The following is a 14,912-nucleotide window of genomic DNA, read 5'->3' as shown; positions in this document are numbered from 1 at the left end:
CATCCCGAACAGGACCGTGAAACGACTCTACGCCGATGATAGTGCGGATTGCCCGTGTGAAAGTAGGTAATCGTCAGGCTCCTTACCCAGACAAGACCCCGCCCTCAAAAGCGGGGTCTTGGCGTTTGTGCTCCGGCAAAACAGCGGATGCAACATATTCGCTATTCATCAAGTCCGGAATACTCTTGCCGCGGCGCCAGGCCGTGCTCCTGGCGAATAGTGTTTTCAGTCAACGGGTATGCAACGCTATCAGCATATTTCCCTAAACCCACCACTTTGTTCTCGTCTTCGATTTTAGGATTTACAGGGCGAGACGTCTTTTCCTTGGCGATCTCGCCGGGTCCTTGCGATCCCATACCGGTCGGCGAGCCAGAGGGTTTCGAAATCAGACTCGATTCGCCCTTCAGATTGTTGTGCGCGTGGATCATTTCATGGGCGAGCCCGATGAATGGTGGCCGCTTGCCGTCCGGCGTAACGGTTTGCTGCGGATTCCATTTGATGGACGACGCAGCGCCTTCGCCCGGCGTCGAAGCTTTTTCATCACTGGCCGATTTGGTGACGTTACCGTCCGCATAAGTCCGCGGTCGCCCGAACAACGTCTGCCGTTTCTCAGAGGCTTGGGGCATGATTGCAACCTTGTAACCAAACTGGTTGTTGCCCTGGTGATCTCCGATCTCCTGCAGCAACTGCTTGCCCGCCGGCTTACTGGCTATCTCATCCAGCGCCGAATGAACCTGCTCAGGAAACGCCTTTGAATCGCCGGGACGGGTTTTGATCACAACGCCTTCCCATTTTGTTGGCGTCGTTACCATCGGGCCCGTCGGCGGGGTAACTGGACGGCTTGTCTTATCCTTCACCGTCTTCGAGAACGACGACAACGCACTCAATTTCCCGGTGGGAAGCTTGGCTGGGCTGGTCGGATTGGCTGCCGGTTTGGTAGACGGTGTGGACGGCGCTGATACCGGGAGATCGCTTGACGTACTCCCGCTTCGGCGAATGTTACTGGGCATCGCAACTCTCCTGTATGCGGCCAATATGGCTATGTGGATCACCAGACTGTTGTGTGACAGTAGTGAGTCAAAGTATGCGCAACGAGGTGGAGTGGGATTGCGAGCATGCGAAGTGACATACGTCGCGGCGCAGCGATGCTTGGACGCAATTCGTTGTCATGCGTCTGCCGTGCTTTTACGATCAGCGTAAAAGCAGTTCAAGCTTAGGCAAGCCTGCTATCGCGATGCTTCGTGGCTGCATGAGAAAGCACGCATGCCACTCTTTACATCGTGGTTCCGATCATGCGGCCTCGTGGCTTATCGCGACATCGCATCGGCTCAGCGTTTAGATCGACGGCGTGGTCGTAGCATTGCGTGTGAGTGTGCGTTCGACCATGTCGGTCTTCACCACGCGAAACTCTTCGACGATGTGCCCGTCTTCCATCCGCAAGCACCGATCTGCTGCAGAAAAATATCGGTCGTCGTGCGAGATCACGATCAGCGTTTTGCCTTGGCGCTTGAGGTCCGGAAGAATCTCCGTATAGAAGATTCGCCGGAAGGTCGGGTCCTGGTCGGCGGCCCATTCGTCCAGCACGATCACGGGCCGCTGCTCCAGGTACGCATGGACAAGTGCGAGGCGCTTGCGTTGTCCGGTGGAAAGATCGGTTGTCGAAAAAGCCCCATTGATTACCGATACCTTATGCGCAATCTCCAGCCGCTCCAGATAATGCCGCGCTGACGTTTCCGCCTGTGCGTCGCTGGCCAGCAGCGTATCGAACAGGTAATAGTCGGAAAACACCGCCGAAAACAGCTGCCGATAGGCTTCGCGCTGATCGTCGCGAACGGGCACGCCGTTCATCAGCAATTCGCCTTGCTGCGGCTCGTAAAGTGCGAGCAGCAACTTGACGAGTGTGGTCTTGCCGCAACCGTTCTCTCCAACGATAAACACCGTCTCGCCGCGCCGCACAGTCAGCGAAACAGGGCCCAGCGCGAAGCCTCGCTGCATGCGTGCTTGCTCCGGACCCTCGTCTTGCGCAGAAGGGAATTGAAACTGTACGTCGCGCAATGCGAGCGATTCAAACGCCGGGACTGCGTCATTGACGGCGCGAGGCGGCTCCTCGAGCAGCGCGGGCTCGCCCGTCTGAAAGCGCGTGGACATCTGCACGACGCGTTTCCACGCGATCTGTGCGCGCCCGATCGACGGCAACGCACCGACGATCTCCTGGATTGGGCCTTTCATGTACAGCAACACCAGCACGAAACCTGTGACAACCTGCCGGTCCGCGCCGCTGCTGGCCAGTTGCCAAACCAGAACCAGCCCGACGACCATGAAAAACAGCAGCGAACCAAACGCATTTGCGCTGACGAACACATTCGCGGCGCGCACGCGCAGACGGTAGATCGCGTCGATGGTGCCGGACAATTGCTCGTGATACAGCAACCGTCGACGCGCACCGTTGATCCGCAGTTCCTTCGCGCCATCCGTCATTGCTCGATAGTTCTGCTGCAGGCGGTCTTCCGCCTCACGCGCTTCGCCGAAGCGACGGATTCCGACGCGTCGCGCAAGCGACTGCACGACCGAACCGAGCGCGAGCGCAACCAGCGCGATCGCGAGCATCGCAGGCGAGAGGACGAGCAGATAGACGAGACAGCCGACTATCGTCGCCGTCGCAATGGCCAGACTCGAAAACATGAACGAGAAACCGCTGATCGTATCGATATCCTGATTGAGCAGTGTGATGAGGCGTTGGCTGCGCATCTGCTCGATGGCTGAGACGGGCGCGACGAGAATCTTCGCGCATACGCTACGGCGCAGCGCAGCGATCACGCGCTGGCCGACGATGTTGTTGCCGATGTCGGAGATCACTTCGCCTGTCAGCGCCAGCGCGCACAATCCGCCGAACGCCCACAGCAATGCCGGGCGCGCCTCCGGGCCTTCGTGCAGCGCATGGTTGGCGATGGCGAGCAGGGCGGCGGTTGCCGCGCCGCTGGCTGCACCCATCAGTGTGGAAAGCACGGTGATGGGCCACAGCCGTCGCAATAGCGGCAGCAGGTCTGCGAGCATGGTGTGTGTCCTCGAGTATTGTCGGGTGTCGGTCACTGCCGGCGTGCAAGCAGCCACATCAGCCAAGGTGCGCCGATCAGCGTCGCCACGAGACCGGCAGGCAGTTCACGCGGCAGCAGCAGTTCGCGGCCGAGCCAGTCGGCGACGATCATCGTGAGCGCGCCGATGGGCGCCGCCAGCGCGATCTGCGCCAGCGGACGGCGCGCACCCGCGAGCCGCGCGAAATGCGGCGCGGTAAGGCCGACGAATGACAGCGGTCCGACGATCAGCGTTGCCGCCGCCGTGTGCAACGCGATCAGCAGGAAGAGAGCAGGTCGCGCCCGGCGCGTCTCGACGCCAAGCGCAAGCGCGACAGGTTCGCCGAGAGGCAGCACCGTCAGCCAGCGTGCAGTGAATGGTGTGAGCGCGCACAGCACGACGCAGAGCGCGACGGCATGAAGCGCATCATCGGATGTGATCGAATAGGTCGACCCCGCGAGCCACGACAGCAGCACGACTGCGCGGTCGCCACCGCAAGCGATCACGATACCCGCCACCGCCTGAAACAACGCGCCGATTGCGATGCCCGCGAGCAACACGCGATCGGCCGCGAAGGCCGAGCGCCGCGCGAACCACAGAATCGCGAGCAGCGTGCCGAATGCGCCCGCCGCAGTCGCAGACAGCCGCAATGCATGACTGGCAGCGGGCGCCGCGAGCAGCAGCGCGATCATGCCGAGCGCAGCACCCGCCGATACGCCCGTCAGCTCGGGACTTGCGAGCGGATTGCCCGTGAGTCGCTGCATCAGCGTGCCGGCTACGGCGAGCATGACGCCAGCGGACAGAGCAGCAATCGCGCGCGGCGCACGCCAGCGCAACACGCCCTGTAATGCATCGGACGACAACAAATGCCAGCCTTGTGCGCTGCGTCCCGCATCGAGTGCGAGGGCGAAGGCAAGCAGGCATAGCAGCGTCATCAGGATGAAGCGGCGCGGCAGGTGCGCGTCCCCGAGCGCATGCGCGAATACCTCGGTGGGCGTATCGGGCCAATGCGCGCGACGCAGCCGCATCAGCAGCGCCAGCATCAGTGGAGCGCCGAACAGCGCGCTCGCTGCGCCCGCCGGAATCAGGTCGCCGAGTGCGCCTGACAACGGCTGGACTGCCTGATCGGTAAGCCACAACAAGAGGGCGCCGAACAACGGCGCTATCCACACGCGTTGCGACAGACGCCGCGCGCCTGCGAGCCGCGCCAGCGAGGGCGCGACAAGTCCAATGAAGCCGATCACCCCAACCGCGCTGACCACGACCGCGCTCAGCACGACTGCGAGCATCAGCGCGGCGACACGCGTGCGCCGCAGCGAAAGACCGAGGCCGCGGGCATTGGCGTCGTCGAGTGAGAAGAGTGTCAGTGGACGCAGCAGCACGAAACAGAGCAGCATCCCGGCGACGAGCCAAACCGCGAGCAGCGTCACGGCATGCCAGTCGTTCTGCGCGAGCGATCCGCCTCCCCAGATGAACAGCCCACGCAGATAGGGCGCATGGAACATCTGCAACGCAATGCCGAACGAGCCGCAATACAGCGTCACGACGAGCCCCGCGACGGCGGTGGTGACGGGCGCAAGCTCGCTGCGCCACGCGAGCGCCATCACGGCCAGCGCTGCCGCGAGCGCACCGGCCAGCGCGATCCATTGCGGCATGCCCATGAGCCACGCGGGTGCCCAGAGCGTCGCTGTCGTTAGTGCGAGTTGCGCGCCCGCCGAGACGCCGAGCGTCGTCGGCTCGGCAAGGGGATTGCGCAATACCTGCTGGAACACCGTGCCTGTCAGACCGAGCAGTCCACCCGCGAGCCACGCGACGATCAGACGCGGCAGCCAGCTGTCGTGCGCGACGAGTTGATCGACTGCATGCGGCGACGGCGCGAACAGCGCGGGTAGCCATTGCGAAGGCGGGATGATCGCGTCGAGATTGAAGGCCGTCAATCCGAGCGCGGCGATGAACGCCAGTGTGACCAGCGCGACGGGAAGCACCTTCAGCCGCGCAGTCGGCGCTATGCCATGCGGCAAGGCGTCCGTCGTAGAGGAATTGTGAGATGGCTGGATGACGGTCATGTCTTGGTGCCGCTGGTATTGCACGCGTGTGGCATCTGCAAGAGCGCGTCGGTGAGCACGCGGCTGAAGCGCGCTGCCGAAGGCAACATGCCGAAGCCCCAGAACGGCGGCAACGCCGCGACGCGTCCGGCTTCGACGGCGGGCAGCGCATGCCACAAGCGGTTCGACGCGAGCATGCCGCTCACACCCGCGGGCAATGGGCCGATATACAGCACGTTGGCATCGGACGGGTTCGCCAGCTTTTCGATGCCGGCGACAGCGATGCCCCAGTAATCCGTCGCGCCGTGCCAGGCGTTGCGCACGCCGAGCCGGTCCAGCACGTCCTGGAACAGGCTGCGCGCGCCGTACACGCCGATATGACGTCCATCGAAGAAGCGGACGACATAGACCGGCCGCATTGCGCTTGCGTCCTGACTCGCACAATGTGCGAGAAGCCGCGCGCGATCGGCGGCCAGCGCCGACTGTGTGCGCGCGATCAGAGATTCTGCCGCGGCCTCGCAACCGCATAACGCGCCGAGTTCGCGCGTCACGTTCACCGAGTGATCGAATGGCGCGCCTGCATCGGAATAGATTGCGAATGCGCGCACGGGCGCGATGCGTTCGAGCAGTGCACGCTGTGATTCCTGACTCGAGTTGATGAGGATCGCGTCGGGTGCGAGTTGCTGGATCATCTCCAGACTCGGCGCGAGACGCAGCCCGACATCGGCGATGCCTTGCGGCAGCAGCGGACTGACGACGCTGGCGTCGTAGTCGCTCGCTTCCGCGACGCCGACGGGCCGGACGTCGAGCGCAAGCAGCGTCTCGATCAAGCCCCAGTCGAGCACAACGAGACGAGGCGCGCGTCGACGTGCGTCGGCCCGCGCGCCACCCGACACGGCATACGCGGACAAGGACAACGCCGACAGTAGTAACGCGCGCCGCTTCATGTCAGCGCGCAACGGCAAGACGGCGGCCATCGTGCGGATACGTGACGATGTCCATCGGTATGCCGTAGATCGATTCGAGTACGTCTGGCTGCATCAACTGCTGCGGCGTCCCTGTGGTCAGCAGATGGCCGCTGTGCAGCGCGACGAGTTCGTCGCAAAACCGCGCGGCCAGATTGATGTCGTGCAGCACGATGACGACGCTCAGACGCTGCTCGTCAGCGAGCCTGCGCAACAGTTTGAGCATGTCGATCTGATGGGCGATGTCGAGTGCGGAAGTCGGCTCGTCCAGCAACAGACAGGTGGCGCGCTGCGCCAGCAGCATGGCCAGCCAGACGCGTTGCCGTTCACCACCCGACAGATGATCGACGAGTTGCGTGGCAAAGCGCGTGGTATCCGTGACGCTCAACGCCGTGTCGATCATCGTGCGATCTTCGTCGCGCAGACGGCCGAGCGCGCCGTGCCACGGATACCGCCCGAGCGCGACCAGTTCGCGCACCGTGAGGCCCGTCGCGGCGGGTGTCTGTTGCGGCAGATACGCGACTTCCCGTGCATAGGCGCGCGCGGGCCACGTCGCGAGATCGATGCCGCCAAAGCGTACCGCGCCGCGCGTGGCCGCTTGCTGACGCGCGAGCAGTTTGATCAGCGTGCTCTTGCCCGAACCGTTGTGGCCGATGAGCGCCGTGATGCATCCCGCGCGCAACGTGAGCGAAACAGGATGCAGCAGCGTACGGCCATCGACATCGAACGACGCGCCGTCCAGTTCGAACAACGGCTGTGCCGCACGGCTTGTTTCCGTGTGCGAACCGGCCGCTGGTCGTTCATTGATGGCGCGCGCGTTCTGCATGTCGATCACTTCCATTTACCAGCGATAACGCGCCGTCGCGAGCACTTCGACCCCGTCGCCGTACGTACACGCCGCCGCGCTGAAGCAGGTCGACACGTATTGCCGGTTGAACAGGTTCGTGCCGTTCACGGAGAACAGCCAGTGCGCGCCGGTGTCGTAGTGAATCGCTGCATCGATGAGCGTCACGGACGGCACGCGGATCGAATTCGACTGGTCGTAACTTGCGCCGAGATAACGCACGCCGCCGCTGAATCCGAGGCCGCGCAGCGTTCCGCCATGCAGCGTGTAGTCGAGCCACGCCGACGCAAGGTGACGCGGAATGCCCCACGGCGTCTTGCCTTGCAACGAGGTCGTTGCGCCGTCGATGGTCGTCGTCGTGTCGTTGGATTCCGTCGTGACGTTGCTCAGATACGTGTACGACGCGACGATGTTCAGGTTGTTGGTCAGGCTCGCATGACCTTCCAGTTCGAAGCCGCGTGCGCGCACCTGACCCGCCTGGTCGCTGAAGCCCGGATGCGCGAGATCCGAAGTCAGCACGTTGCGTTCGTTGAGATCGAACGCCGATGCCGTGATGAAGCTGTTGTAGCCCGGCGGCTGATACTTGACGCCGACTTCGTACTGCCGCGCAGTGGTTGGCTTTGCCGCCGAGCCGTCGGCCAATACGCCTGCCTGCGGATCGAACGATTTCGCAAAACTCGCATAAGGCGCAAAACCGTTGTCGAACAGATAGACGAGGCCCGCGCGCCACGTGAACGCGCGCTCCGATTGCGACGTGACCGATTGCGTGAGCGGATTGTTGTCATCGGAGGATGCCCAGTCTTCGCGGCCACCTATCAGGAATCGCCATTTGCCCCACGCAATCTGATCCTGTGCGTAGAGGCCGAATTGCTTCATGCGGATGTTGTCGTCGGAGAATGCAGCGGGTGTCGCGATCGGCTGGTAGACGGGCGCAAACGGATTCAGTTGCGGCGCGGCGCCAAGCCCGACAGTCTCGCGATACAGCACCCGCTGATAGTCGAAGCCCATCAGCACCGTGTGCGCAACCGCGCCCGTCGAGAATTTCGCTTGCGCCTGATTGTCGACGGTGAAGAACTTCGCGCTTTCGTCGTTGAAGAACGAGTAGCGGTTGAGTTCAGTGTCCGAACCCGACGCAAAGCCGTTCGCGAATACGTTCGAGAAATCGTCGCGCACGTACGTGTAGCGAAGATTCTGGCGGAACGTCCAGACGGGATTGAAGTGGTGCTCGAATTCGTAACCGATCGACGCCTGCGTCTTCGAATGCGAATCGAAGTTCGGATCGCCGAGATTCGTGTGCGAAGAAATCTTGCCGTTCGGCGTGTCGTAGAGGCTGCCGAGCGCGGGCACGAAGTTGTAGTAGCCGACATCGGGATCGCGCTGATACTTCGCGAGCACCGTGAGCGTCGTGTCCTGATCGGGCTTCCACGTGATCGCGGGCGCGATGTAGACGTGCTTCTGCTTCGTGTCGTTGACCTGCGTGTCAACGTCGGTGGCGGCGGCCGTCAGGCGATACGACAGCGTGCCGTCCGGCGTCAGCGCACCGCCAAGGTCGAAGCCGCCTTCCACGCGATTGTGACTGCCCGTCGTGAAGAACACTTCGTGCACGGGCGTAGTCGTCGGCTGTTTGCTGACCAGGTTTGCCACGCCGCCGGGATTAGCCTGCCCGTACAGCACGGAAGACGGACCATGCAGCACGTCGATGCGCTCGAGGCCGTACGGATCGAAGCTTGGAATCGCATAGCCGAAGCTGACATCGCTCGGCAGACGCGAGCCGTCGAGGAACTGTTCGAGGTAGAAGCCGCGGCTGAAAAGGTACGGCGCGCCCGCCGCCGAACCACCGCGAATCTCGGACACCACACCCGCCGTGTAGCGCAATGCTTCCGGCACGCTTTGGACGTTTTGATCCGTCATCTGGTCGCGTGTCACCACCGACACCGATTGCGGCGTCTCGATCAACGGCGTGTCCGTTTTAGTGGCCGTCGTTGCCGTTACCGGCACGTAACCGTCAGCGGCACCCACGGCAGGATTATCCCGTTGCGCGCTTATCTTCACTTCGGGCAACTGTGCTCCGCTGGTGGAAGCGGGCGTGTCCGTCGACTGCGCGTAGACCGTGGAGGTCCCGCCCAGCAGGCAAAGCAGCAATGTGAAGGCAGTCGAATTGCGCACCCCAGCGCTCATCATGGTCTCTCCGTCGCGTAAATGTAAATGAGAATGATTGACATTAAAAGTGCAAAAAATAACGAGCCGTTCTTGTGCGACGGCTATGGGATGAAAACCGGGGTGGGGACAACAAGGTAAGTGACTGCTGAATGCGTCACTGCCGCTAATATAATCGGTAGATAGCGAATCTGTCCGGACAGCTTAAGCTTCAATCAGGTCAAAAACGTCCGGATCGATGATCATAAATCCCAATCAGGATTTAAAATCGACATGAATCGACCCAATGTGCAAACCTTCGGCGCGGCGCGCGCATCGGCTGCGCTGATTGCACAGTCGATCGACTACGCGGACGGCAGCCACGAAATCGCGCACGTCCATCACCGCGCACAACTGGTGTACGCGCCGAGCGGCATCGTGCGTATCGTGACGCCGTTCGGTCTGTGGATGCTCACGCCAGGACATGCGCTGCTGATCGGTTCAGCTGTCGAGCATGCGTTGCATATGGTCGGCGAGGTATCGATGCGCACGCTCTATATCCAGCCCGAGGCGTTGCCTGAGCTGGCCTACGAATGTCGCGCGCTGAAGGTGGAGGCGCTGTTGCACGCGTCGATACTCGGCATGTTCGATCCCGTTCTCGATGACCCCGAAGACACCCGGGAAACGCTGCTCGTGCCGTTGATTCTGCGATTGATCCGGTATGCGTTCGCGCAGCCGTCGAAAAGTCAGTTGCCGTTGCCCGCGAACGCACGCCTGCGGCGTGTATGCGAGAGTCTGATCGCCGAGCCGAAGAGCAATGAGTCACTCGAATACTGGGCGGAGCAGGTCGGCGCAAGCGGGCGCACCGTTGCGCGGATGTTTCGTCACGAGACGGGCATGACATTCGGGCAATGGCGCGAGCAAATGCGAGTGACCGAAGCGATGTCGCGGCTGGCGGTGGGCGCTGACATTACCGCTATCGCCGATGGTCTCGGCTATACGGACGCGCGCACGTTCGGAGCGATGTTTCGCCGGGCAACGGGGATGACACCGCAGCAGTTCAGGGTATCGGTGGCGCGAGAATGAGATAGCCGCCGCGTCGCTACGTTGCTTCGAGATAAATGAAGTGCCTCACGTTGGTCGTGCATTACCGTCGTTCAATCCCTGCGACGAACCGCGCGATGATTCGCGCCAGTTCAGATGGTGCCTCCAGCGGTGACAAGTGCCCCACGCCGGGCAGGATATGCATCGTCGCGTGCGGGATACGAGGCATCAACTCGGCCTGAAGCGTTTCGATGCGATCCACCTGATCGAACTCACCGGAAACGACGATGGTCGGCGTATCGATTGATGCCACCTCCGCGGTAATGTCTTCCAGCATGGCCACGTTTGGCCAGGCTGCCTTGGCCTGCGGTGCGCCCTTCAGGCTATCGTCGATCGCTTGCTCACGTCGTGCGGCATCGAGTGATCTTGCGGTCAGGATGTTATCGATGACGAATTCGACCGATTCGCGCGTCCGATAGGCGCCCGTCAACATCACGCGCTCCTCGTCGGAGAGTAATGCGGGCGACGGTGGTGATGGAGCGACGAGCACGAGACCTTCAAGTCCGCCCGGCTGGCGCGATGCGATGAGTTGAGCAACCTTGCCGCCCATAGAATGGCCCACAAGAACGTATCGCTTCAGAGCAAGCGTCTGAATGACGCCTTCGGCATCGGCAGCAAGCTCGGCAATGCCGTAGCCAGTTGCAGGCGCCTCGGATTCGCCCCAGCCGCGATGATCGGTAGCGACGATTCGATAGCGCTCCGACAACTCGCTGGCTGCGCACTCCCATGTACGCGACGAGCCGCCGTAGTAGTGCAGAAACACCAGCGCCATTTCGCCGCTGCCCTGCTGAGCAACATGAATCCGCGTGCCGTTTGTCGTGATTTCCATTTCCGAAGCCTTTTCGTCAGGTAACGGGTCAATCGTAGATTCAAGTCGTCGGTTTGATAATTGCCGGAATAGTGCATGCAGTCGATAATCAGGTTATCGAATCGGAGAATGAAATGGACCGCTTGACGAGCCTCAGCGTGTTTGTCGCGGCTGTCGATGAAGGCAGCTTTGCGGCTGCGGCGCGCCGGTTCGGGCTGTCGGCGGCAATGGCCGGCAAGCATGTGAGCGCAATCGAGGCCGACCTGAATGTGCGCCTGATCCAGCGCACTACGCGGCGCCTGAGTCTGACCGAGGCGGGCCAGACTTACTATGAGCGCGCCAGGCGGATTCTCGAAGCGTACGACGAAGCGAACCGGGAAGCGGCCGATTCGCAGACCACTGCGCGCGGGGTACTGCGCGTCGCAGCGCCCGTCACGTTTGGCGCGATGCACCTGGGCGACGTCGTTGCCCGCTACATGGAGGACCATCCGCACGTCAACGTGGAAGTGCTGCTCGGGGACCGCTATGTCGATCTGATGGATGCCGGTATCGACGTCGCCATCCGGATTGGACGGTTGCAGGATCCCGGACTGGTGACGCGCCGGCTTGCGCCGTGCCGCATGGTCGTGTGCGCGTCTCCCGCGTACCTCGAACGTCACGGAACGCCTCGTAAGCCGGACGACTTGCGACGCGCGCCGCGACTTGCCTTCAGCGAGGCCGTGTCGGGCGGCGACTGGACCTTGCTGGATGCGAGAAACCGCGCGCACGTCATCGACGGACCATGCCGGATGGCAGCTAACAATACGCAAATGCTGCTTGCTGCTGCCCTCGCTGGCGCGGGCATCACGTACGGTCCGACGTTCGTGTTCGGCGAGCACCTCCGGCGGGGAGAACTCGTGGCGCTGTTGCCGACTTACCGTGCCGCCGATCTGGCGATTCAGGCGGTATATCCCAGTGCGCAGCGCATACCACTGAAAGTGCGCCGGTTCGTCGATTACCTTGCCGGGACGTTCGGCGATGACCCGCCCTGGGATCGGAGAACCAGGTCTTGATGGCCACGACGTTGCAGCGTTACTTCGAAAACGAAAAGCGCGCGGCGCGGTTGCTGGCAACGATCGGCATGGCTTGTCATGAGCGAAGGACGTGATGTGACTGAATCGCTCGTGATTCGATCAGGCTCTGTCGCGATCAGAGCGCAACTGTCACTCACTTGCCACCAGTCACATCGAGAAATGTGCCGGTGATGAAAGAAGCCTCAGCGCTTGCCAGCCACAGGATGGCCCGCGCAACCTCTTCAGGCTGACCGCCTCTTCCCATCGGGATCGAGTCCTTCACGCGATCCACGCGTCCCGGCTCTCCGCCGCTCGCGTGCATCTCCGTGTAGATATGTCCGGGACGAATGCAGTTCACGCGTATGCCGTCTCGCGCGACTTCTTTTGCGAAGCCGGTAGTGAATGTCTCGACGGCACCTTTCGATGCAGCGTAATCGACATATTCATTCGGACTGCCGAGCCGCGCCGATGCCGACGAAATGTTGATCACCGAGCCACCGCGTCCGTTATGGCGCAGCGACATCCGCTTCACAGCCTGCTGCGCGCAGAGAATAGGGCCAATCGCGTTGACCGCGAAGATGCGCTGCATCCGTTCGAAGCCAAAATCCTCGAGCCGGGATTGCCGTGCCAATACCGCAGCGTTGTTGACCAGCACATCGATACGGCCGAACTCCCGATCGATCGCATCGAATAGCCGGGCGACCTGCGCGGGGTCCGCGCTGTCCGCGCGCATGGGCAAAGCGCGGCGTCCCGCAGCTTCTACATCGGCTGCTACTGCAAGGGCTGCGGATTCGTTGGACACGAAGCTTATCGCTACATCGTAGCCTTGCGCGGCAGCGAGTCGCGAAGTCGCCGCGCCTACGCCACGGCTTCCACCTGTTATCAGAATCAGCGGCGCCTGCGAATCGGTATTCATTGAGTGAACCTTCTTATGGTGATGGAAGAGTGATTGCGATGCCGATGTCAAAGTCCCAGACAGACCGCGCCCGCCGCCACGACGACGCAGGCGAGCCAGCGCGTCCCACTGACCGCTTCGCGTAAAAACAGCCGCCCGATCAACACCGCGAACACCACGCTGGTCTCGCGCAACGCCGATACCGCGCCCATCGCGCCCGATTGCAGCGCCCAGATCACGATGCCGTACGCGGCGATCGACACCAGCCCGCCCGCAATCGACGAGCCGATCGAAAGCGGCTCGGCACGCAGCGGCATCCATAGCGACGCGGGGCCGCGCGCAGCGACGAAGAGCAGAGGCATCAGCCAGTAGAACAGGAACATCCATGCGGTATAGCTGAGCGACTGTCCGCCGGACAACCTCACACCAATGCCGTCGATCACCGTATAGAGCGCGATCGTCGCGCCCGTCGTCAGCGCAGCGAACGCACCCGTGCGCGATACGCGCTGTCCCTGCAGCGCGATCGCGATGATGCCGCCCGAAATCATCACGATCCCGACCGCGTGGAGCGCACCGATCGCCTCATGTGCGAAGAGCGCCGCGCCGAGCGTGACGAGCAGCGGCGACGAGCCGCGCGCGATCGGATAGGCCAGCGCCAGATCGTTGCGGCGATACGAGCGCACGAGGCTCACGTTGTAGACGATATGCACGAGCCCCGACGCAACGATGCATGGCCACGAGGCTCTCGCCGGGAAGGGATTGAACATCACGACGAACGTAGCGACTCCGGCGATGGCGATGCTCATCCACGTCATCGACAGGAACCGGTCGCGATTGCCGTGCAGCAATGCGTTCCAGCTCGCGTGGAGCAGCGCGGCGAACAGCACGATACCGCTGGTGTAACTGAGCATACGGGTTCGAGATGAAGAGGACGGGAGATTGCACGGGCGCTACAAGACGGAGGATATCTATCTTGTAACGGTCCAACAAACCAGATAAATTGGCCGTTCGCGTTAGATAAACTCTTGCGAATGAAGCGCGTATTGCCGCCACTCAATGCCTTGCGAGCCTTCGAGGCCGCTGGCCGACTCGGCAGTTTCAAGGAAGCCGCCGCAGAACTGCACGTCACGCACGGTGCAGTGAGCCAGCACGTGCGCCTGCTGGAGGATTGGCTTGGCGCGCCGCTGTTCGAACGACACAACCGGCGTGTGGCGCTAACGCCTGCCGCGCAGGCCTATCTGGCGCAAGTTGGTCCGCTGTTCGAGCAACTCTCGCAGGCAACCGCGCGCTATGGCGTGGTCGAAACGGTTGCCCGGAGCTTGTCCGTGAACGCGCCCGCCACCTTCACGTTGCGCTGGCTGGTGCCGAGACTGGCGAACTTTCGCGCCATGCACCCGGACGTGGACATCAACGTCGAGACGTCGAACGTGCCGCTGGAGAGTCTGAAGGAAGACTTCGACGTCATCATCCGCGGTGGTCCGGACACGTTCTATGGCTACGCGATGCAGCCGTTCCTGACGGAAGAGCGGCTTCCTGTGTGTAGTCCGGCGCTGCTGCAGCGCGTGCCGCTGCATACGCCGGGCGACATGCGGCACCATACGTTGCTGCATACCGCGAGCCTCCCGAGGCTCTGGCCCGACTGGCTGTCGAGCGCGCGGATTCCCGATCTGAAGCCGGCTGCCGCTTTGACATTCGATCACTTCTATCTGACCTTGCAGGCTGCCATCGACGGAATTGGCATTGCGATGGGGCCGACTGCGCTGGTGGCCGACGATCTGGCCTCTGGCCGGCTTGTCGCGCCGTTTGCCGGTCCCCGGTTGCCGTCGCGCAGCTATTGCACTTACGTGCCGAGCGAGAGGGTAGAGGATGAACTCGTCGTGCTCTTTCGTGCATGGCTTGTGAGCGAGGGGTTCCGCGACGTTGGTGTCCCCAGCACGAACCCGCTTCGACCAGACGCGCGATAGCCCTTTCTCTGATCGGCGACACCTCGG

Annotated in this window: 12 protein-coding genes; 3 read left to right on the top strand and 9 right to left on the bottom strand. The window is 62.3% G+C overall.

The annotated features are described in order from the left end of the window. Positions 1-161 precede the first annotated feature (161 nt). The 6 genes from G3O01_RS43100 to G3O01_RS43075 form a co-directional block, all read right to left on the bottom strand. Positions 162-1,010, bottom strand: a complete 849-nt coding sequence (locus G3O01_RS43100; protein WP_205813584.1) for a M91 family zinc metallopeptidase — start codon at positions 1,008-1,010, stop codon at positions 162-164. A gap of 325 nt (positions 1,011-1,335) precedes the next feature. After that, the gene (locus tag G3O01_RS43095) at positions 1,336-3,054 is read right to left on the bottom strand and encodes a cyclic peptide export ABC transporter (RefSeq protein ID WP_205813583.1); all 1,719 of its coding nucleotides are present in this window, start codon (positions 3,052-3,054) and stop codon (positions 1,336-1,338) included. Between the two features lie 32 nt (positions 3,055-3,086). Then, positions 3,087-5,138, bottom strand: coding sequence for a Fe(3+)-hydroxamate ABC transporter permease FhuB (gene fhuB, locus G3O01_RS43090; protein WP_205813582.1), 2,052 nt, complete (start codon positions 5,136-5,138; stop codon positions 3,087-3,089). Further along, on the bottom strand, positions 5,135-6,094 hold the full coding sequence (locus G3O01_RS43085; protein ID WP_241024742.1) for an ABC transporter substrate-binding protein: 960 nt from the start codon (positions 6,092-6,094) through the stop codon (positions 5,135-5,137). The genes fhuB and G3O01_RS43085 overlap by 4 nt, the downstream gene beginning before the upstream one ends. After that, complete coding sequence (locus G3O01_RS43080; protein WP_241024740.1) at positions 6,066-6,923, bottom strand: ATP-binding cassette domain-containing protein; 858 nt, start codon at positions 6,921-6,923, stop codon at positions 6,066-6,068. The genes G3O01_RS43085 and G3O01_RS43080 overlap by 29 nt, the downstream gene beginning before the upstream one ends. Continuing rightward, a complete protein-coding gene (locus tag G3O01_RS43075; RefSeq protein WP_241024738.1) occupies positions 6,924-9,107 on the bottom strand; it encodes a TonB-dependent siderophore receptor in 2,184 nt (727 codons plus the stop codon). 249 nt (positions 9,108-9,356) lie between these two features. Here G3O01_RS43075 and G3O01_RS43070 point away from each other — a divergent pair, with 249 nt between their 5' ends. After that, positions 9,357-10,148 carry a helix-turn-helix transcriptional regulator gene (locus G3O01_RS43070; protein ID WP_205813581.1) on the top strand — a complete coding sequence of 264 codons (792 nt, stop codon included), beginning with the start codon at positions 9,357-9,359 and terminating at the stop codon, positions 10,146-10,148. A 61-nt stretch (positions 10,149-10,209) separates the two neighbouring features. On the opposite strand, the gene G3O01_RS43065 is transcribed toward G3O01_RS43070, so the two are convergent. Continuing rightward, positions 10,210-10,995 carry an alpha/beta hydrolase gene (locus G3O01_RS43065; protein ID WP_205813580.1) on the bottom strand — a complete coding sequence of 262 codons (786 nt, stop codon included), beginning with the start codon at positions 10,993-10,995 and terminating at the stop codon, positions 10,210-10,212. Positions 10,996-11,108: 113 nt separating this feature from the next. On the opposite strand from G3O01_RS43065, the gene G3O01_RS43060 reads away from it, so the two are divergent. Further along, positions 11,109-12,026, top strand: coding sequence for a LysR family transcriptional regulator (locus G3O01_RS43060; protein ID WP_205813579.1), 918 nt, complete (start codon positions 11,109-11,111; stop codon positions 12,024-12,026). Positions 12,027-12,180: 154 nt separating this feature from the next. Here G3O01_RS43060 and G3O01_RS43055 read toward each other — a convergent pair whose 3' ends face one another. Together G3O01_RS43055 and G3O01_RS43050 are read right to left on the bottom strand one after the other, a co-directional pair. Continuing rightward, positions 12,181-12,942, bottom strand: a complete 762-nt coding sequence (locus G3O01_RS43055; protein WP_205813578.1) for an SDR family oxidoreductase — start codon at positions 12,940-12,942, stop codon at positions 12,181-12,183. Positions 12,943-12,989: 47 nt separating this feature from the next. Continuing rightward, positions 12,990-13,832 carry a DMT family transporter gene (locus tag G3O01_RS43050; protein WP_205813577.1) on the bottom strand — a complete coding sequence of 281 codons (843 nt, stop codon included), beginning with the start codon at positions 13,830-13,832 and terminating at the stop codon, positions 12,990-12,992. 120 nt (positions 13,833-13,952) lie between these two features. Between G3O01_RS43050 and gcvA the strand changes: the two genes are divergently transcribed. Then, positions 13,953-14,885, top strand: a complete 933-nt coding sequence (gene gcvA, locus G3O01_RS43045) for a transcriptional regulator GcvA (protein ID WP_205813576.1) — start codon at positions 13,953-13,955, stop codon at positions 14,883-14,885. Positions 14,886-14,912 lie beyond the last annotated feature (27 nt).

The organism is Burkholderia sp. Ac-20365 (genome assembly GCF_017104715.1).
Lineage (GTDB): Bacteria > Pseudomonadota > Gammaproteobacteria > Burkholderiales > Burkholderiaceae > Paraburkholderia.
Note: the sequence above shows the minus strand (reverse complement) of the source record. Positions and strands in the feature narration are given on the sequence as shown.